Here is an 11,590-nt window from a genome sequence, read left to right on the forward strand (position 1 = left end):
AAATAAATGGCGAACAAGGAGAACTGGCTGAACTCGCTGAAAGGCGGGGGCTTCGCAAAGGGGTCAATTTTCGGGCTCGGCGAAATGCTTGGCGAAATGCTCCTTGGCTGGCGCTCCCTTTTTCTTGGATGCCTTGGAACAGTTGCGGGTTTTGTCGGCGCCATCACCAACAATGGCCTGACCATCCGGATGGTTGGTTTGGGTATCGGCAGCGCATCCCTCGTGCTCGCATGGGTGACACTGAAATACATGAAGCGCCAGCAGAACGAGCGAAACAATCCTGAGCACTGACGTCGCGACCGGGACTGTCCAGGACTGAAACAATGAGCCCTGGATGTTCACTCAAGGGCCAGGCTGCTGGGCTGTGGACCAGGGGTATCCCCGCGCCCACAGCCCAGCTTCCGGCATGCGCGCGCCGGCCATCACTGGTGATGGGGCCAGCTGATCGGTATCTGCAGCGCCTTCGCCACTGCAGATCGAGCCTTGTTCGAGTTCTGGGCTTGCGCCCCGGAGGACCAACCTGAAGCGGAGCCATCGGGTGAGTCCGATGAGCCGTGTTGGACTCCTGGGACAAGGCTTCGATCTGCAGCTGGTGTGGGCCCATGCCAGACCGGAGTCCCGGGCTTACTGCCTCACATGGAATGAGTTCTGCGGGGCTGGCTCGCCAGAGTGGATGAGCCCAATGTCATGACCGGTTCAGCGTCACCGACGTCCCCACGCCAGAGCGTCAACGGCCGCCGTAATCAGCGACCGTGCCCTCGCCCCGTACACAGCCAACGCAGCGAGCTCAGCGAAAGTCTCGGCGTACATGGACACTTCGCTGGGTTGCGTGATCGTCAAATAGCCGGATATCAGCTCGACGTTGACCTGTGCTGCGTCGTAGATCCAGAAGCCCTCCGCCGGCCAGCGAGCACGGTCGGGGCTCATCGGCACAACACCCATGCTCACGTTGGGAAGTGAGCCCACCGTGAGCAGATGGCCCAGCTGGCCAGCCATAACCTCTGTGCCGCCGAGTCCAGTGCGCAAGACGGATTCCTCAACGAGGAAAGCGAACCGGCGATGCCCGTCGTACAGCACCCTCTGGCGCTCCATGCGCTCTTCCACTGCCCCCTGGACATCGTCCATCAAGCCTCGGCGCTCTCGGATCGAGTGCAGTACGGCAGACGTGTAGGCACGGGTCTGAATCAGACCGGGCACGAGCCAGGACGAATACGAACGGAAGCGGTGCGTGCGTTCGTAGAGAGGCCACCGGGCCTCCTGCGCCTGCCGAAGCCCGGAGCGCTCCATGCGCCGCCATTCCACGAACATGCCCTCCACGGCGCGGAGGGATGCGAGCAGGTCATCGACCTGGGCCTCCGCGCCGCAGATGCGGCACCATGCCCGGATGTCATCGGCGGACGGCGACGTTCGGGCGTTTTCGATGCGGGACGACTTCGATGGGTGCCAGCCACACGCAGCGGCCAGGTCGCGGCCGGTCAGCCCGGCATCGCGGCGGATCTCGCCAAGGCGATTGGCGAGGCTCTGTCGGGCTTGCTGGACGCTCGAAGATGCTGATGATGCAGCCATGGTGCGCGGCTTCAGGCAGGCCTGTACTCCGTGTGTGGGATCGCTCGTTCCCATACCGATTCGAATGCCCCGCTATACAACTTGACCAGGGCCACATCAGTGCATACCTCCATCCCAGGGCCGGTCCACTGCCCGTCACCGCTGAAGTGGTGAAGGATCAAGGTCTGGTTGTCGATGCACCAGAAGTCCAGCGCGGGCAGCAACAGGTCACGGGCCTTGGGTCGCGGCAGCCAGCGCACCTCCTCGCCGGCCGCGATGTTCGTGAACGTCCCGTCGTGCTCGTACCGCACATAGTCACTGAGCGGTTCCGAGACCACCCTCGCGCGCCGCATGGAAACCCCTCGGGCAGTCGTCTCGGCGACCACGTCCAGCCAGGACCGCCACCACGACGCCCGGTCGGCGGGATCTTCGCGGTGGCCCTGCTGCCAGCGGATGAACTCAGGGTCGTCACGCATGTAGCTGTCACGCATTTCCAGATGCACCGCCGAGCGCCGGGCCTTGGCCAGGGACTCACGTACCGCCGTTGCCACCGTGCACCTCGCTGTTCAGGTGAGGGATGAACTGGAGCATGTTCGCAGGGAGACGGATCACTGTCTCGTGGTCGGGTACATCTGTCGAGTGGCCAGGGATCGAACCTACTTCCTGCGCCTGACGGACAGTTTCTTCGTCGGCCTTCCAGGACTGGATCACCAGGTCCCCGGTTTCCTCGTCCTGCCAGATGGTCGGCGAACCGTCGTCTGGCGTGTTGGGGTAGATGCCGAGGAACTTCAGGCCCATCGCGATCACCTTCACCTTGTGGTTTGCACGCCGTCGCATGACCATCACGCGGAGCTGAGGTGACTGTCAAGCAGATGTGCAGGGAGTCGCATTCAGCATCAGATCCCGGCACTGCCGACAACAAAACTGTGCAACCTCGCGCAACTTCATGGACAGAGAGGCCGTTACACAGGCGATAGCAGCTACAGATCATGCAACTTGCCGTGAAGTCCGTCTGGTTGCACCGCACTCCTCTACGGTGGCCGCAACAAGCGACCCCCCGCGCTGGCGGCAACCGGCACAGGGGGTCTTCACTCACGAGGAGAGAAGGACTCCCCGCAGATGCACCGGCATGCTATCCCCCCAGCGCGCTTCTTCTCACAGGTTCCCAACGAGATCATCCGCCATCCCCGCCTCTCCTCCGACGCCGTCCGGCTGTTGCTCTGGCAGCTGTCGCTGCCCGCCACCGCGAGCGAGCCGCTCTACGAGTCCGCGCAACGCGCCGGGATCAAGAAGGCCGCGTTCAACCGCGCGAAGGGCGAGTTGCTCGCCGAGGGGTACTTGCACGAGTGGCGGTGCCAGGACAGATCCGGGCGGTGGTCGCGGCCGCAGGTGATCTCCAACGTGCCGTTGACGGCCGCCGACGCAATCGCCGTACGGGACGGCCGCGTTCCGGATCCGTCGCCCCAACCGACCGCCCCGGAACCGGCCGTCGGTGAGCCGACCCCTCGGGCCGTCGGTCGTTCCCCTGAAAACACCGAGGAGAACACCTCCCACCCTCCCCACCACCCGCTCGCCGACCGCGGTGCCCAGGCCCTCGCCGCCGTCGCCCGCGGTGAACGGCGGCTCCGCCTCAGCGGGCGCGAGTTGCGCCAACTCGCCCCGCTGGCAGGCGAATGGCTGCTCCGCGGCGCCACCCTCGCCGACCTCCGCGACGCGCTGACCTCCGGGCTCCCCGAACCTGTTCGCTCCCCCGCCGGGATCACGCGCGACCGACTCGTGCGGAAGATGCCGGAGCCCGCGCCGGAACCCAAGGCGGCCCCGAAGCCGCTGCGCTCCTGCAGCGGGCCCTGCGGGCGGGTGTTCCGGCCCGTCGTCGACGAGGAGCGGTGCCGGGACTGCCGCCGTGCTGCGGCCCCGTACGACACCTCCGCCTCCATCGCCGCAACCCACCGCGGCATGGCTGCCGTCCGCGAGGCGCTGGCGCTCAGCCCAGGGTGACGTTGCCATACCGAAATCCGGACAGGGGGTGACGTCGCCCCGCCCCTCGCCTAGATTTCGTGCGCATCACGTAAGTGATCACTCGCACAGGGGACGGACGGAGTCACCGCATGTCGGCACCACCAGAACCACCCGAGAACAACAGGGGGCACAGCCGCCCCGTCGTCACCGTGCCGCTCGTCGTGGCCGGCGTATGTCTGGCCATCCCCTTCGGGGCGATGCTCTGGGTCGACTCGTACTCCCGGCTGACTCCGACCCTCATCGGCATACCGTTCTTCTACTGGTACCAGATGCTGTGGGTGGTCCTCTCGACCGTGCTCACGGTCGTCGCCTACGTCCTCGTCCGGCGCCACGAGCGGGCGCGCCGAGGGGGTGAGCGGAAGTGACGCGCACCATCCTCGCGGACGGCGCCCACGGCGTGAACGGCGTCGCCCTCACCGTCTTCATCATCTTCTTCCTCGCCGTCACGGTCATGGGATTCCTGGCCGCGAAATGGCGGCAGGCCGAGAACGCGAACAACCTCGACGAATGGGGGCTCGGCGGGCGGTCGTTCGGCACCTGGATCACCTGGTTCCTGCTCGGCGGCGATCTCTACACCGCGTACACCTTCGTCGCCGTCCCGGCGGCGATCTACGCGGGCGGGGCGGCCGGATTCTTCGCCGTGCCGTACACGATCCTCTGCTATCCGCTCGTCTTCACCTTCCTCCCCCGCCTCTGGTCCGTCGCGCACAAGCACGGGTACGTGACGTCCTCGGACTTCGTCCGCGGGCGGTTCGGCTCCAAGGGGCTCTCGCTCGCCCTTGCGCTGACCGGAATTCTCGCGACCATGCCGTACATCGCGCTCCAACTGGTCGGTATTCAGGCCGTCCTGGACGTCATGGGCGTGGGCGGCGGGGCGAACGCGAACTGGTTCGTCAAGGATCTTCCGCTGCTCATCGCCTTCGGCGTCCTGGCGGCGTACACGTACTCCTCCGGGCTGCGGGCACCCGCCCTCATCGCGTTCGTCAAGGACACCCTGATCTACATCGTCATCGCCGTCGCCATCATCTACATCCCCATCAAGCTCGGCGGCTTCGGCGAGATCTTCAGCAAGTCCGGCCACGCCTTTGCCGTCACGAACCCCGCCACCGGCCAGCCGCGGGGATCGCTCGTCACGGGGCCGCAGGCGCAGTGGGCGTACGCGACGCTCGCGCTCGGTTCGGCGATGGCGCTGTTCCTGTACCCGCATTCGGTGACGGCCGTGCTCTCCAGCAAGAACCGCAACGTCATCCGGCGCAACACCACCATTCTGCCGCTGTATTCACTGATGCTCGGGCTGCTGGCCATGCTGGGGTTCATGGCCGTCGCCGCCGGAATCAAGGTGAAGAACGGGCAGTTGGCGATTCCGCAGCTCTTCGCGGACATGTTCCCGGACTGGTTCACGGGGGTCGCCTTCGCGGCCATCGGGATCGGGGCCCTGGTCCCCGCCGCCATCATGTCGATCGCAGCCGCGAATCTCTTCACGCGCAACATCTACAAGGACTTCATCCGGCCGGACTCCTCGCCCGCGCACGAGGCCAAGGTCTCCAAGCTCGCCTCGCTGCTGGTGAAGGTGGGGGCCCTGGTCTTCGTCCTCACCATGGACAAGACGGTCGCCATCAACTTCCAATTGCTGGGCGGGATCTGGATTCTCCAGACGGTGCCGGCTCTCGTCGGCGGACTTTTCACCCGGTGGCCGCACCGCTGGGCGCTGCTCGCGGGATGGGCCGTCGGGATGGGGTACGGGACGTGGCGGGCGTACGAGACGCCGAGCGCCACGCAGGACCACTTCGGCAATACGAACCTGATTCCGTTCATCGGGGAGAAGGGCTACATCGGCCTGACGGCGTTCGTCCTGAACGTGCTCGTGGTCGTCGTCCTGACCTTCGTCCTCAAGGCGGTCGGGGCACCGGACGGTGTCGACCAGACGTCGGCGTCGGACTACACCGCCGATGCCGGTGACCCGGGCGTCAGCCCGGACCTGCCGCCGGCCACGGCGGGAGCGGCCCCGGGCGGGCATTGAGACCGCTCCGCCGGCGCGCATCTTCACGCCATTCCGTGTGGCGTGAAGATGCGCGCCAGCAACCCGGTCCGCGACTTGAACCTCACGTCGTGTGAGGCTACATGGTTGCCCCATGACCACGACTTGGAAAGTGGGCCCGCTCGCCGAGGCCAGCGGGCTCACCGTGCGTACGTTGCACCACTGGGACGGCATCGGACTGCTCAGCCCCTCGCGGCGCACCGCCGGCGGGCACCGGGAGTACACCGAGGACGATCTCGTCCGGCTGTACCAGGTGCTGGCCCTGCGCAGGCTGGGGCTGAGCCTGGAGAGCATTGCCGTCTGCCTCGACACCGGGGTCGACCCCGCGCGGCTCGTACGGGATCACCTGGCGGCGGTCGAGGCATCGCTTGCCGCGCTCGGTTCGCTGCAGCAGCGGCTCGCGCAGCTCGGCGACGCGCTCGACACCGGGCAGGCACCGAGCACCGGCATGCTGTGGGACGCGCTGCGGGCGATCGGCGGCACGGGGCCCGAGGGCGAGCGCACGCTGCGCCGGCACCTGGACGACGAGCAGATGCAGGTGCTGGAGTCACGGGCCGCGGCCCTCGGGCCCGCGATGCACTACCTCCTGGAGATCGAATGGCCCGAGCTGTACCGGCGGGCGGAGCGGCTCCGCGTCGACGGGACACCGCCCACCGACCGTAGGGTCCGGCAACTGGTGGCCCGCATGGACGAGTTGAGCACCCTGTTCAGCGGCGGTGACGCGGGGATCGGCACCGGGGTGCGGGCGGCCTGGTACGAGGACCCGGCGGCCATGTCGGGTGATCCGGCTGCCGCCGCCTCCGCGGACGAATGGCGCGCGCTCGCCGACTACTTGGACCTCGCCCGAGGCAGCACCGAGAAGACCGAGAAGGGGGCCCGGTCATGAACCGCCCCACCCGCACCCGCATCGCCCTGCTCTCCACGGTCCCCACCCTGCTGACCGTTCCGTACCTCTGCCTCCTCGCCGCGCTGGGCATCACGCCATGGAGCCTCCTCCTCGCCGTGCCGGCCGCCCTCGCCGTGCACGCCGCCGTCACGTTCGTCCGTCTGCGGGCCGCGCGCTCTCGGCCGTGACAGGCTCCGGCTCCGCGGCCCCCAACGCGCCCAGCACCCACGGCATGTGCACCTCCGGAGATGCGATGAGCACGGGCGTCCCACCGTCCCGGCACTCCGCTATCAGGAAGTTGGTGAGATCCGGGCCGGGGTCCGTCCAGTACGGCGGGCGGACGCGCTCCACGACGAGCGTGCGCGGTACGACCTTGCGGGCGAAGTGGCCGGTGGGGTCGGGGGTTGCCGCGAGCAGGCCGGGGCCGGCCACGAGGATGCCGAATCCGTCCACGCTGTAGGGGACATCGCCGATTATCAGGCCCTGGCAGATCTCCTCCTTGTCGGGAACGACCGGAGTGACCTCGATCGTGTCGGTCTCCCGCCGCCGGTCCTGGCGGACGTTCCAGACGGCCACGGCGACCGTCACGGCCGGGACGGGCGCAGCTCCGGCAGCGCCGTACCGCAGGGCCTCTCCCATCCCGTCTCCCAAGTAACCGCAGATGCCCCCTACGGTCGCGAGGCAGACGGTCGCCATGGTCGGGACCATGAGCTGCCACGGTGCCCTCAACCGCGAGGAGCCCGAACGGCGGGCCAGCCAGTAGGCGCACCAGAAGAAGTTCAGGGCCAAGGCCGAAAGGCCCATGCCGATGGCAGTCGGGAGCCGGAAGTCCCCCGTCGGGTCCTCGTGGGTGGACTGCCGCAGGCCGTGGAAGTCGATGAAGCGGATGTGACCGCGCCAGTACCACAGGGTCACCGGATCGCCCTTCCCGACCGAGGCGAAAACCGGGTAGCCCTTCTCGTTCATCCTGACGTGGTGGGGCGTCCCGTCGCGCTCGGCGAGGTCGAGCCAGTACCGCGGTGTCTTGCGGTGGTCGTCCGTCTCGCTGCCCGTCACCGTGGCCCCGACGGGCCGTTCGCAGTCCGGTGACGGGGCGGTGGCCGGGCAAGGGGAGGCCTCCTTGAAGTCGCGTTCCTCGGCGTGGAGGCCGGGGACGGTGACGAGGAGCAGGATGCCTGCGGCGACGGCGAGAACGAGGCCGCCCAGTGCGATGGCGATCGCCGACCGGCGGTCCTCGCGGGACACATCGGCCCTACGGGCCTTGATCAACATGGCGTCATTGTGCGCCTGCGGTCGCGGGGCCCACGGGCGGGGTTCCGCCCGTCCCCGCCAGCCGGAGCTCCAGCCGGTCGAGGGCCGCACGTATGCCGTCGCCGTAGGCGTCGTCGCCGAGGGCGTCCGCGTGCTCCCTGGCCCGGGACAGGTGCTCCCGGGCCAGCGGTGCGTTCCCCGTCCTGCGGTAGCTCTCCGCCAGGTTGAGGTGCAGGGAGGGGTAGAAGCCGCGGACCGCGAGCGAGGCGTGGTGCTCCTGGACGCGGTCGTCGGTCAGCGACTCTGCGGCCTCCAGGGCGCGCAGGTCCCAGGCCAGTTCGTCCTCGGGGTCCGGCTGGACGTCGGCCATGTAGTGGGCGAGGACGCACCGGTGGAAGGCGTCCCCGTCCGGGCCGATGTCCTGCCAGATCTCGCCGAGGCGCATCCGGGCGCCTTCCGCGTCGCCCTCGCGGTGCAGCGTCACCGCGGCCTCGATGCGGGTCATCGTCGCGTCCTCGTGCGTCATGGCGGCCTCGCCCTCCTCCGTCACCGGCTCCGTCACCGACTGTGGTCGAGCGTATGGGGAGGGTCTGACAACGCCGGGACAACGCGATCAAGCAGACACCGACATGATCCGCTGGTGGATGAGCCGCAGTTGAGTCCCGACGTCCGCAACGTCCAGCCGACGGCGACGGCGATCAGCTACCACAGCCGAGTCATCGGCTCTCGGGAGCAATCTCCGCAGTTTCCAGTAACGGAAACAAGGACCCCTTGCCCCACGCCCACCACGCTCGGGACGATCGGAGACGACATCGACCCGACGAGGGGGCAGCGTGGTACTGACGCGGCTTGTAGGCGATTGCGATGAGGGCGAGTGTCCGGCCATCTACCGTACCGAGCAGGGGACGCTGGCCTTCCAGGGCGGGCTGATCACCGACCACGGACTGCAGATCCCCGAACACGAGGCCATGGTCGAGATCCCCGTCGAACTGATCCGAAAGGCCGTTCGTGACAACCTCATCCAGGACTCTGGGCGAGTGGTTCTCGGAGTTCGAACAGGAAGCATTCCGGCTGGAGACACTGGACGACTACAGCAAGTCGGGAAGCGTGGAGGCGTACCAGGCCTTCCTGGCGGGAGAGGAACAGCCGCAGTGGTTCAAGTCGGCGGACTGGGTGACGACGATCGGAAACGCGACCCGGGCCGGCAAGCGCATGTACCGGGTGCACATCGTTTCCCGGCCCCTCACCGACTACCTGCGCTTCGAGCTCGGCTGGGGATATCAGCGCAACATGACGGCCGGTGAAGAATTTTACATCCTCGACACCACCGAGCAGGAGAATCCGCTCCCGCAGGCCCCTGACTTCTGGATGTTCGACAACCGCGTCGTGAGTGCCATGAGCTACGACGGGGCGGGAAAGTTCCTCGGATCCGAGTTCGTCGGATCCGACCGGCTGTCCGAGTTCACGACGTACCGGGATACAGCACTCGCCCACGCCGAGCCGTTCCCTGAATGGTGGGCGAAGCACGGCGAGTGAACCGAGCCGACCTGGGAGCCGCGCTGCGGGCGCTCCGGCAGGCCTCCGGTCTGGAGGCCAAGACCGTCGCCCGCGGCGCAGTCATGTCCAGGTCCAAGCTGAGCAAGATCGAGACAGGCAATGTTGCGCCCAGTGTGGTCGATGTGGCGCAGATCCTCACCGCCATAGGTGTTTCCGAAGAAGTCAAGGCCGAGTACATGGCGGCGGCACGGGCCGCCGCCACCGAAGCGACGGCCTGGCGGCTCTATCGCCGGCTGGGGTACCACCGCAAACAGCAACAGGTCCAGGCACTCGAGTCGAAGACGACGCTCTTGCGGCTGTTTCAGCCTTCGTTGGTCCCGGGCCTGCTCCAGACACCTGAATATGTGCGGGCCGTCTGGGCCCGGAAGGAGTTGACTGAGGAGCAGTTGGCTCAGGTTGTCGGAGCACGTCTGGCACGCCAGAGCGTCCTTTATGACACGTCCAAGTCGTTCCGGTTCATCATCACCGAGCCCGTGCTGCGCTGGCGAATCGTTGCACCATTGGTCATGGTGGGCCAGCTGGACCGACTTATTTCGGTATCCCGTCTGCCGAATTCCGACATTCGCGTCGTGCCGCTTTCGGCAGAGCAGAACGACTTCCCGGCACACTCCTTCTCCATCAAGGACGAGCGACTGGTGACCGTCGAGACTGTTCACGCAGAACTGGTCGTCACCGACCCCAGAGACATCGAGCTCTATGTAAGGAAGTTCACCGGCTTCGGAGAGGTCGCCGTTTCGGGCGACGATGCACGGACCCTCATCGCACGTATCCGGGACAACTTTTTGCGCGAGCAGGAAACCGTCTAGAACCACTTCGGTCGCGGCATTCACGATGTGCCCATGACCCCGGAAACCGAATCAGCCGCACGCCAAGCCGACGCCTTCATGGCGGGCAAACGCCGTGCCGACGACGTCGCCTTCATGCTCGGGCGCGTGCTGGCGCACATGGGCATCAGGATCGGCGACCCGGATTCCTGGCCCCAACTGGCCGGGCGCGCCTCCCTGTCCGGCGAGCCGCACGTGTACCTGGGGACCGTTCCCCTGGCCACGGCCCGCAAAGTGATCGATGCCCTGCTCTACGCGCAGGCCGCGAAGCGGAAGCAGGACGATCGCGACCTCGGCCACGACGGCTGACTGTCCGGACCTCTCCCGTCCGCCCGCAGCGGTGCAGAGGTCAGGCCAGGGCCAAGAGCCGCACCGTGGTCACCACGCCGCCTCGCTCCGGTGTTCCAGCCACATGGCAGGCCGCCCTGAACAGCCCTGGTTGCCGGAGTTCAGCCAACCCGTCCTCGTTGACGCGAGGCGCTCCCGGTACATACGGATTGTCGGCGAACGTCCGCAGTGCGGCCGCGATCCGCTGGAAGGCGTCCGCATTGTTCTTCAGGAGGGTTGTCGAGGGTGCGGGAGACATCGTCGCTGTAGAGCAGAGCGAAACGCCTGCTCACGCTGCCCCCTGGACACCGTGGCTGTCGCTGCGGCTGTCGAGGTAGGCCTCGTGGTCGATCGCGGCGGAGCGGTCACCCGCACGGGCCCGGGCACAGGCCTCGGCGACGCGCGGATCGTCGCCGGTCGCCTCCCACACCCAGTCCATGAAGAGAGTCATGAGGTCGGCGACGGGCGTCGTCTCCACGGCCTCGGTGAAGGCCTCTCTCCGATGCTCGGGCAGGAAGTCGCGTACGTCACGGATGGTGGCCCGGACCGTGACCGTCTCGCCGCGGAAGGTCGTGGTGATCACGGGGGTCTGCTGTGCGCTCATGCCGCTTCTCCTGACGGGCGGTCGGCCCGGCCGTCCGCCGGGCCCGACGTGGCTGTCCGAGCCGTTCGATCCTAGGGCAGCCAACCCCCGCCCGGGGCGGTTTCCAGGCCCGTGAAGAGCCCCTGAAGCCCCCTCACCGCGCCCCCGCGGCCCACCCCCCAACCCCCCGCACACCCCCACCCGTTAGCACATTCCGCAACCATCCGACGACGCCCCGACACAACATGTGGGGGCGCTCCCGACCCCCGGCACTAGATGTATGCTCGTCCTCGCTGTCGCCGCAGGGGAATCCGGTGGAAATCCGGAACTGTCCCGCAACGGTGAATGTATGCGCATATGCGCTCCACAAGTCCGAGGACCTGCCGCCAGCGCGCCCACGTCCGAGCCGCCCCAGGGCTTGGCATGGGTGACGAACACGTCCGGGCCCCGCGGGTTGGGCCGATGGGCGCTGTCCGGCATGCCCCGAAGAAGTGTGCCGGTACGCGTTCCGTCGAGTGCCTCCCGAGCGGCCCCAGCCGACCAGCCGAGCGAGGGAGAGC

Annotated in this window: 15 protein-coding genes, 1 pseudogene and 1 riboswitch; of the genes and pseudogenes, 10 read left to right on the plus strand and 6 right to left on the minus strand. The window is 67.4% G+C overall.

The genetic code is table 11. The annotated features are described in order from the left end of the window. The first annotated feature begins 6 nt into the window (after nucleotides 1-6). Nucleotides 7-291 (plus strand): hypothetical protein, encoded by a 285-nt coding sequence (locus ACMATS_RS13190; protein WP_390776457.1) that lies wholly within the window; start codon nucleotides 7-9, stop codon nucleotides 289-291. A gap of 411 nt (nucleotides 292-702) precedes the next feature. On the opposite strand, the gene ACMATS_RS13195 is transcribed toward ACMATS_RS13190, so the two are convergent. Genes ACMATS_RS13195 through ACMATS_RS13205 form a run of 3 tightly spaced genes read right to left on the minus strand, consistent with a single transcriptional unit; the run spans nucleotide 703 to nucleotide 2,343 of the window. Beyond that, nucleotides 703-1,566 carry a helix-turn-helix domain-containing protein gene (locus ACMATS_RS13195; protein WP_414167997.1) on the minus strand — a complete coding sequence of 288 codons (864 nt, stop codon included), beginning with the start codon at nucleotides 1,564-1,566 and terminating at the stop codon, nucleotides 703-705. Nucleotides 1,567-1,577: 11 nt separating this feature from the next. Continuing rightward, complete coding sequence (locus ACMATS_RS13200; RefSeq protein ID WP_414167998.1) at nucleotides 1,578-2,096, minus strand: DUF6879 family protein; 519 nt, start codon at nucleotides 2,094-2,096, stop codon at nucleotides 1,578-1,580. Further along, entirely contained in the window at nucleotides 2,077-2,343 is a 267-nt protein-coding gene (locus ACMATS_RS13205; RefSeq protein ID WP_414170713.1) for a hypothetical protein, read from the minus strand. The genes ACMATS_RS13200 and ACMATS_RS13205 overlap by 20 nt, the downstream gene beginning before the upstream one ends. 321 nt (nucleotides 2,344-2,664) lie before the next feature. Here ACMATS_RS13205 and ACMATS_RS13210 point away from each other — a divergent pair, with 321 nt between their 5' ends. The 5 genes from ACMATS_RS13210 (at nucleotide 2,665) to ACMATS_RS13230 (ending at nucleotide 6,676) form a co-directional block, all read left to right on the plus strand. Beyond that, the gene (locus tag ACMATS_RS13210; protein ID WP_414167999.1) at nucleotides 2,665-3,543 is read left to right on the plus strand and encodes a hypothetical protein; all 879 of its coding nucleotides are present in this window, start codon (nucleotides 2,665-2,667) and stop codon (nucleotides 3,541-3,543) included. Nucleotides 3,544-3,653: 110 nt separating this feature from the next. Continuing rightward, nucleotides 3,654-3,929 carry a DUF3311 domain-containing protein gene (locus ACMATS_RS13215; RefSeq protein WP_390776453.1) on the plus strand — a complete coding sequence of 92 codons (276 nt, stop codon included), beginning with the start codon at nucleotides 3,654-3,656 and terminating at the stop codon, nucleotides 3,927-3,929. A gap of 32 nt (nucleotides 3,930-3,961) precedes the next feature. Next, nucleotides 3,962-5,584 carry a monocarboxylate uptake permease MctP gene (gene mctP, locus ACMATS_RS13220; RefSeq protein WP_414170714.1) on the plus strand — a complete coding sequence of 541 codons (1,623 nt, stop codon included), beginning with the start codon at nucleotides 3,962-3,964 and terminating at the stop codon, nucleotides 5,582-5,584. A 112-nt stretch (nucleotides 5,585-5,696) separates the two neighbouring features. After that, nucleotides 5,697-6,488, plus strand: coding sequence for a MerR family transcriptional regulator (locus ACMATS_RS13225; protein WP_390776452.1), 792 nt, complete (start codon nucleotides 5,697-5,699; stop codon nucleotides 6,486-6,488). Further along, the gene (locus ACMATS_RS13230; protein WP_390776451.1) at nucleotides 6,485-6,676 is read left to right on the plus strand and encodes a hypothetical protein; all 192 of its coding nucleotides are present in this window, start codon (nucleotides 6,485-6,487) and stop codon (nucleotides 6,674-6,676) included. The genes ACMATS_RS13225 and ACMATS_RS13230 overlap by 4 nt, the downstream gene beginning before the upstream one ends. On the opposite strand, the gene ACMATS_RS13235 is transcribed toward ACMATS_RS13230, so the two are convergent. Continuing rightward, nucleotides 6,636-7,760 carry a hypothetical protein gene (locus ACMATS_RS13235; protein ID WP_414168000.1) on the minus strand — a complete coding sequence of 375 codons (1,125 nt, stop codon included), beginning with the start codon at nucleotides 7,758-7,760 and terminating at the stop codon, nucleotides 6,636-6,638. The genes ACMATS_RS13230 and ACMATS_RS13235 overlap by 41 nt on opposite strands. Nucleotides 7,761-7,764: 4 nt before the next feature. Then, entirely contained in the window at nucleotides 7,765-8,265 is a 501-nt protein-coding gene (locus ACMATS_RS13240; protein WP_414170715.1) for a hypothetical protein, read from the minus strand. A 307-nt stretch (nucleotides 8,266-8,572) separates the two neighbouring features. On the opposite strand from ACMATS_RS13240, the pseudogene ACMATS_RS13245 reads away from it, so the two are divergent. The 4 genes and pseudogenes from ACMATS_RS13245 to ACMATS_RS13260 all read left to right on the plus strand — a co-directional run. Continuing rightward, nucleotides 8,573-8,761: pseudogene (locus ACMATS_RS13245) on the plus strand (hypothetical protein); the annotation flags it as partial. Then, complete coding sequence (locus ACMATS_RS13250; protein ID WP_414168001.1) at nucleotides 8,748-9,275, plus strand: DUF6879 family protein; 528 nt, start codon at nucleotides 8,748-8,750, stop codon at nucleotides 9,273-9,275. The pseudogene ACMATS_RS13245 and the gene ACMATS_RS13250, both read left to right, overlap by 14 nt. Then, nucleotides 9,272-10,102, plus strand: a complete 831-nt coding sequence (locus tag ACMATS_RS13255; RefSeq protein WP_414168002.1) for a helix-turn-helix domain-containing protein — start codon at nucleotides 9,272-9,274, stop codon at nucleotides 10,100-10,102. Before ACMATS_RS13250 ends, ACMATS_RS13255 begins: the two co-directional genes overlap by 4 nt. A gap of 33 nt (nucleotides 10,103-10,135) precedes the next feature. After that, nucleotides 10,136-10,429: a hypothetical protein gene (locus ACMATS_RS13260; RefSeq protein ID WP_414168003.1), complete on the plus strand. Its 294-nt coding sequence runs from the start codon at nucleotides 10,136-10,138 to the stop codon at nucleotides 10,427-10,429. Nucleotides 10,430-10,736: 307 nt separating this feature from the next. Here the strand turns inward: ACMATS_RS13260 and ACMATS_RS13265 are convergent, their stop codons facing one another. After that, on the minus strand, nucleotides 10,737-11,051 hold the full coding sequence (locus ACMATS_RS13265) for a hypothetical protein (RefSeq protein ID WP_414168004.1): 315 nt from the start codon (nucleotides 11,049-11,051) through the stop codon (nucleotides 10,737-10,739). A 246-nt stretch (nucleotides 11,052-11,297) separates the two neighbouring features. Next, a riboswitch (cobalamin riboswitch) is annotated at nucleotides 11,298-11,433 on the plus strand. The last annotated feature ends 157 nt before the right edge of the window (nucleotides 11,434-11,590 follow it).

This window comes from Streptoverticillium reticulum (genome assembly GCF_047456005.1).
Lineage (GTDB): Bacteria > Actinomycetota > Actinomycetes > Streptomycetales > Streptomycetaceae > Streptomyces > Streptomyces reticulum.

Coding starts and splice junctions, on each gene's coding strand:
- ACMATS_RS13190 (WP_390776457.1), top strand. CDS start 7: ATGGCGAACAAGGAGAACTGGCTGAACTCGCTGAAAGGCGGGGGCTTC.
- ACMATS_RS13195 (WP_414167997.1), bottom strand. CDS start 1,566: ATGGCTGCATCATCAGCATCTTCGAGCGTCCAGCAAGCCCGACAGAGC.
- ACMATS_RS13205 (WP_414170713.1), bottom strand. CDS start 2,343: ATGGGCCTGAAGTTCCTCGGCATCTACCCCAACACGCCAGACGACGGT.
- ACMATS_RS13210 (WP_414167999.1), top strand. CDS start 2,665: ATGCACCGGCATGCTATCCCCCCAGCGCGCTTCTTCTCACAGGTTCCC.
- ACMATS_RS13215 (WP_390776453.1), top strand. CDS start 3,654: ATGTCGGCACCACCAGAACCACCCGAGAACAACAGGGGGCACAGCCGC.
- ACMATS_RS13225 (WP_390776452.1), top strand. CDS start 5,697: ATGACCACGACTTGGAAAGTGGGCCCGCTCGCCGAGGCCAGCGGGCTC.
- ACMATS_RS13230 (WP_390776451.1), top strand. CDS start 6,485: ATGAACCGCCCCACCCGCACCCGCATCGCCCTGCTCTCCACGGTCCCC.
- ACMATS_RS13235 (WP_414168000.1), bottom strand. CDS start 7,760: ATGTTGATCAAGGCCCGTAGGGCCGATGTGTCCCGCGAGGACCGCCGG.
- ACMATS_RS13240 (WP_414170715.1), bottom strand. CDS start 8,265: ATGACGCACGAGGACGCGACGATGACCCGCATCGAGGCCGCGGTGACG.
- ACMATS_RS13260 (WP_414168003.1), top strand. CDS start 10,136: ATGACCCCGGAAACCGAATCAGCCGCACGCCAAGCCGACGCCTTCATG.
- ACMATS_RS13265 (WP_414168004.1), bottom strand. CDS start 11,051: ATGAGCGCACAGCAGACCCCCGTGATCACCACGACCTTCCGCGGCGAG.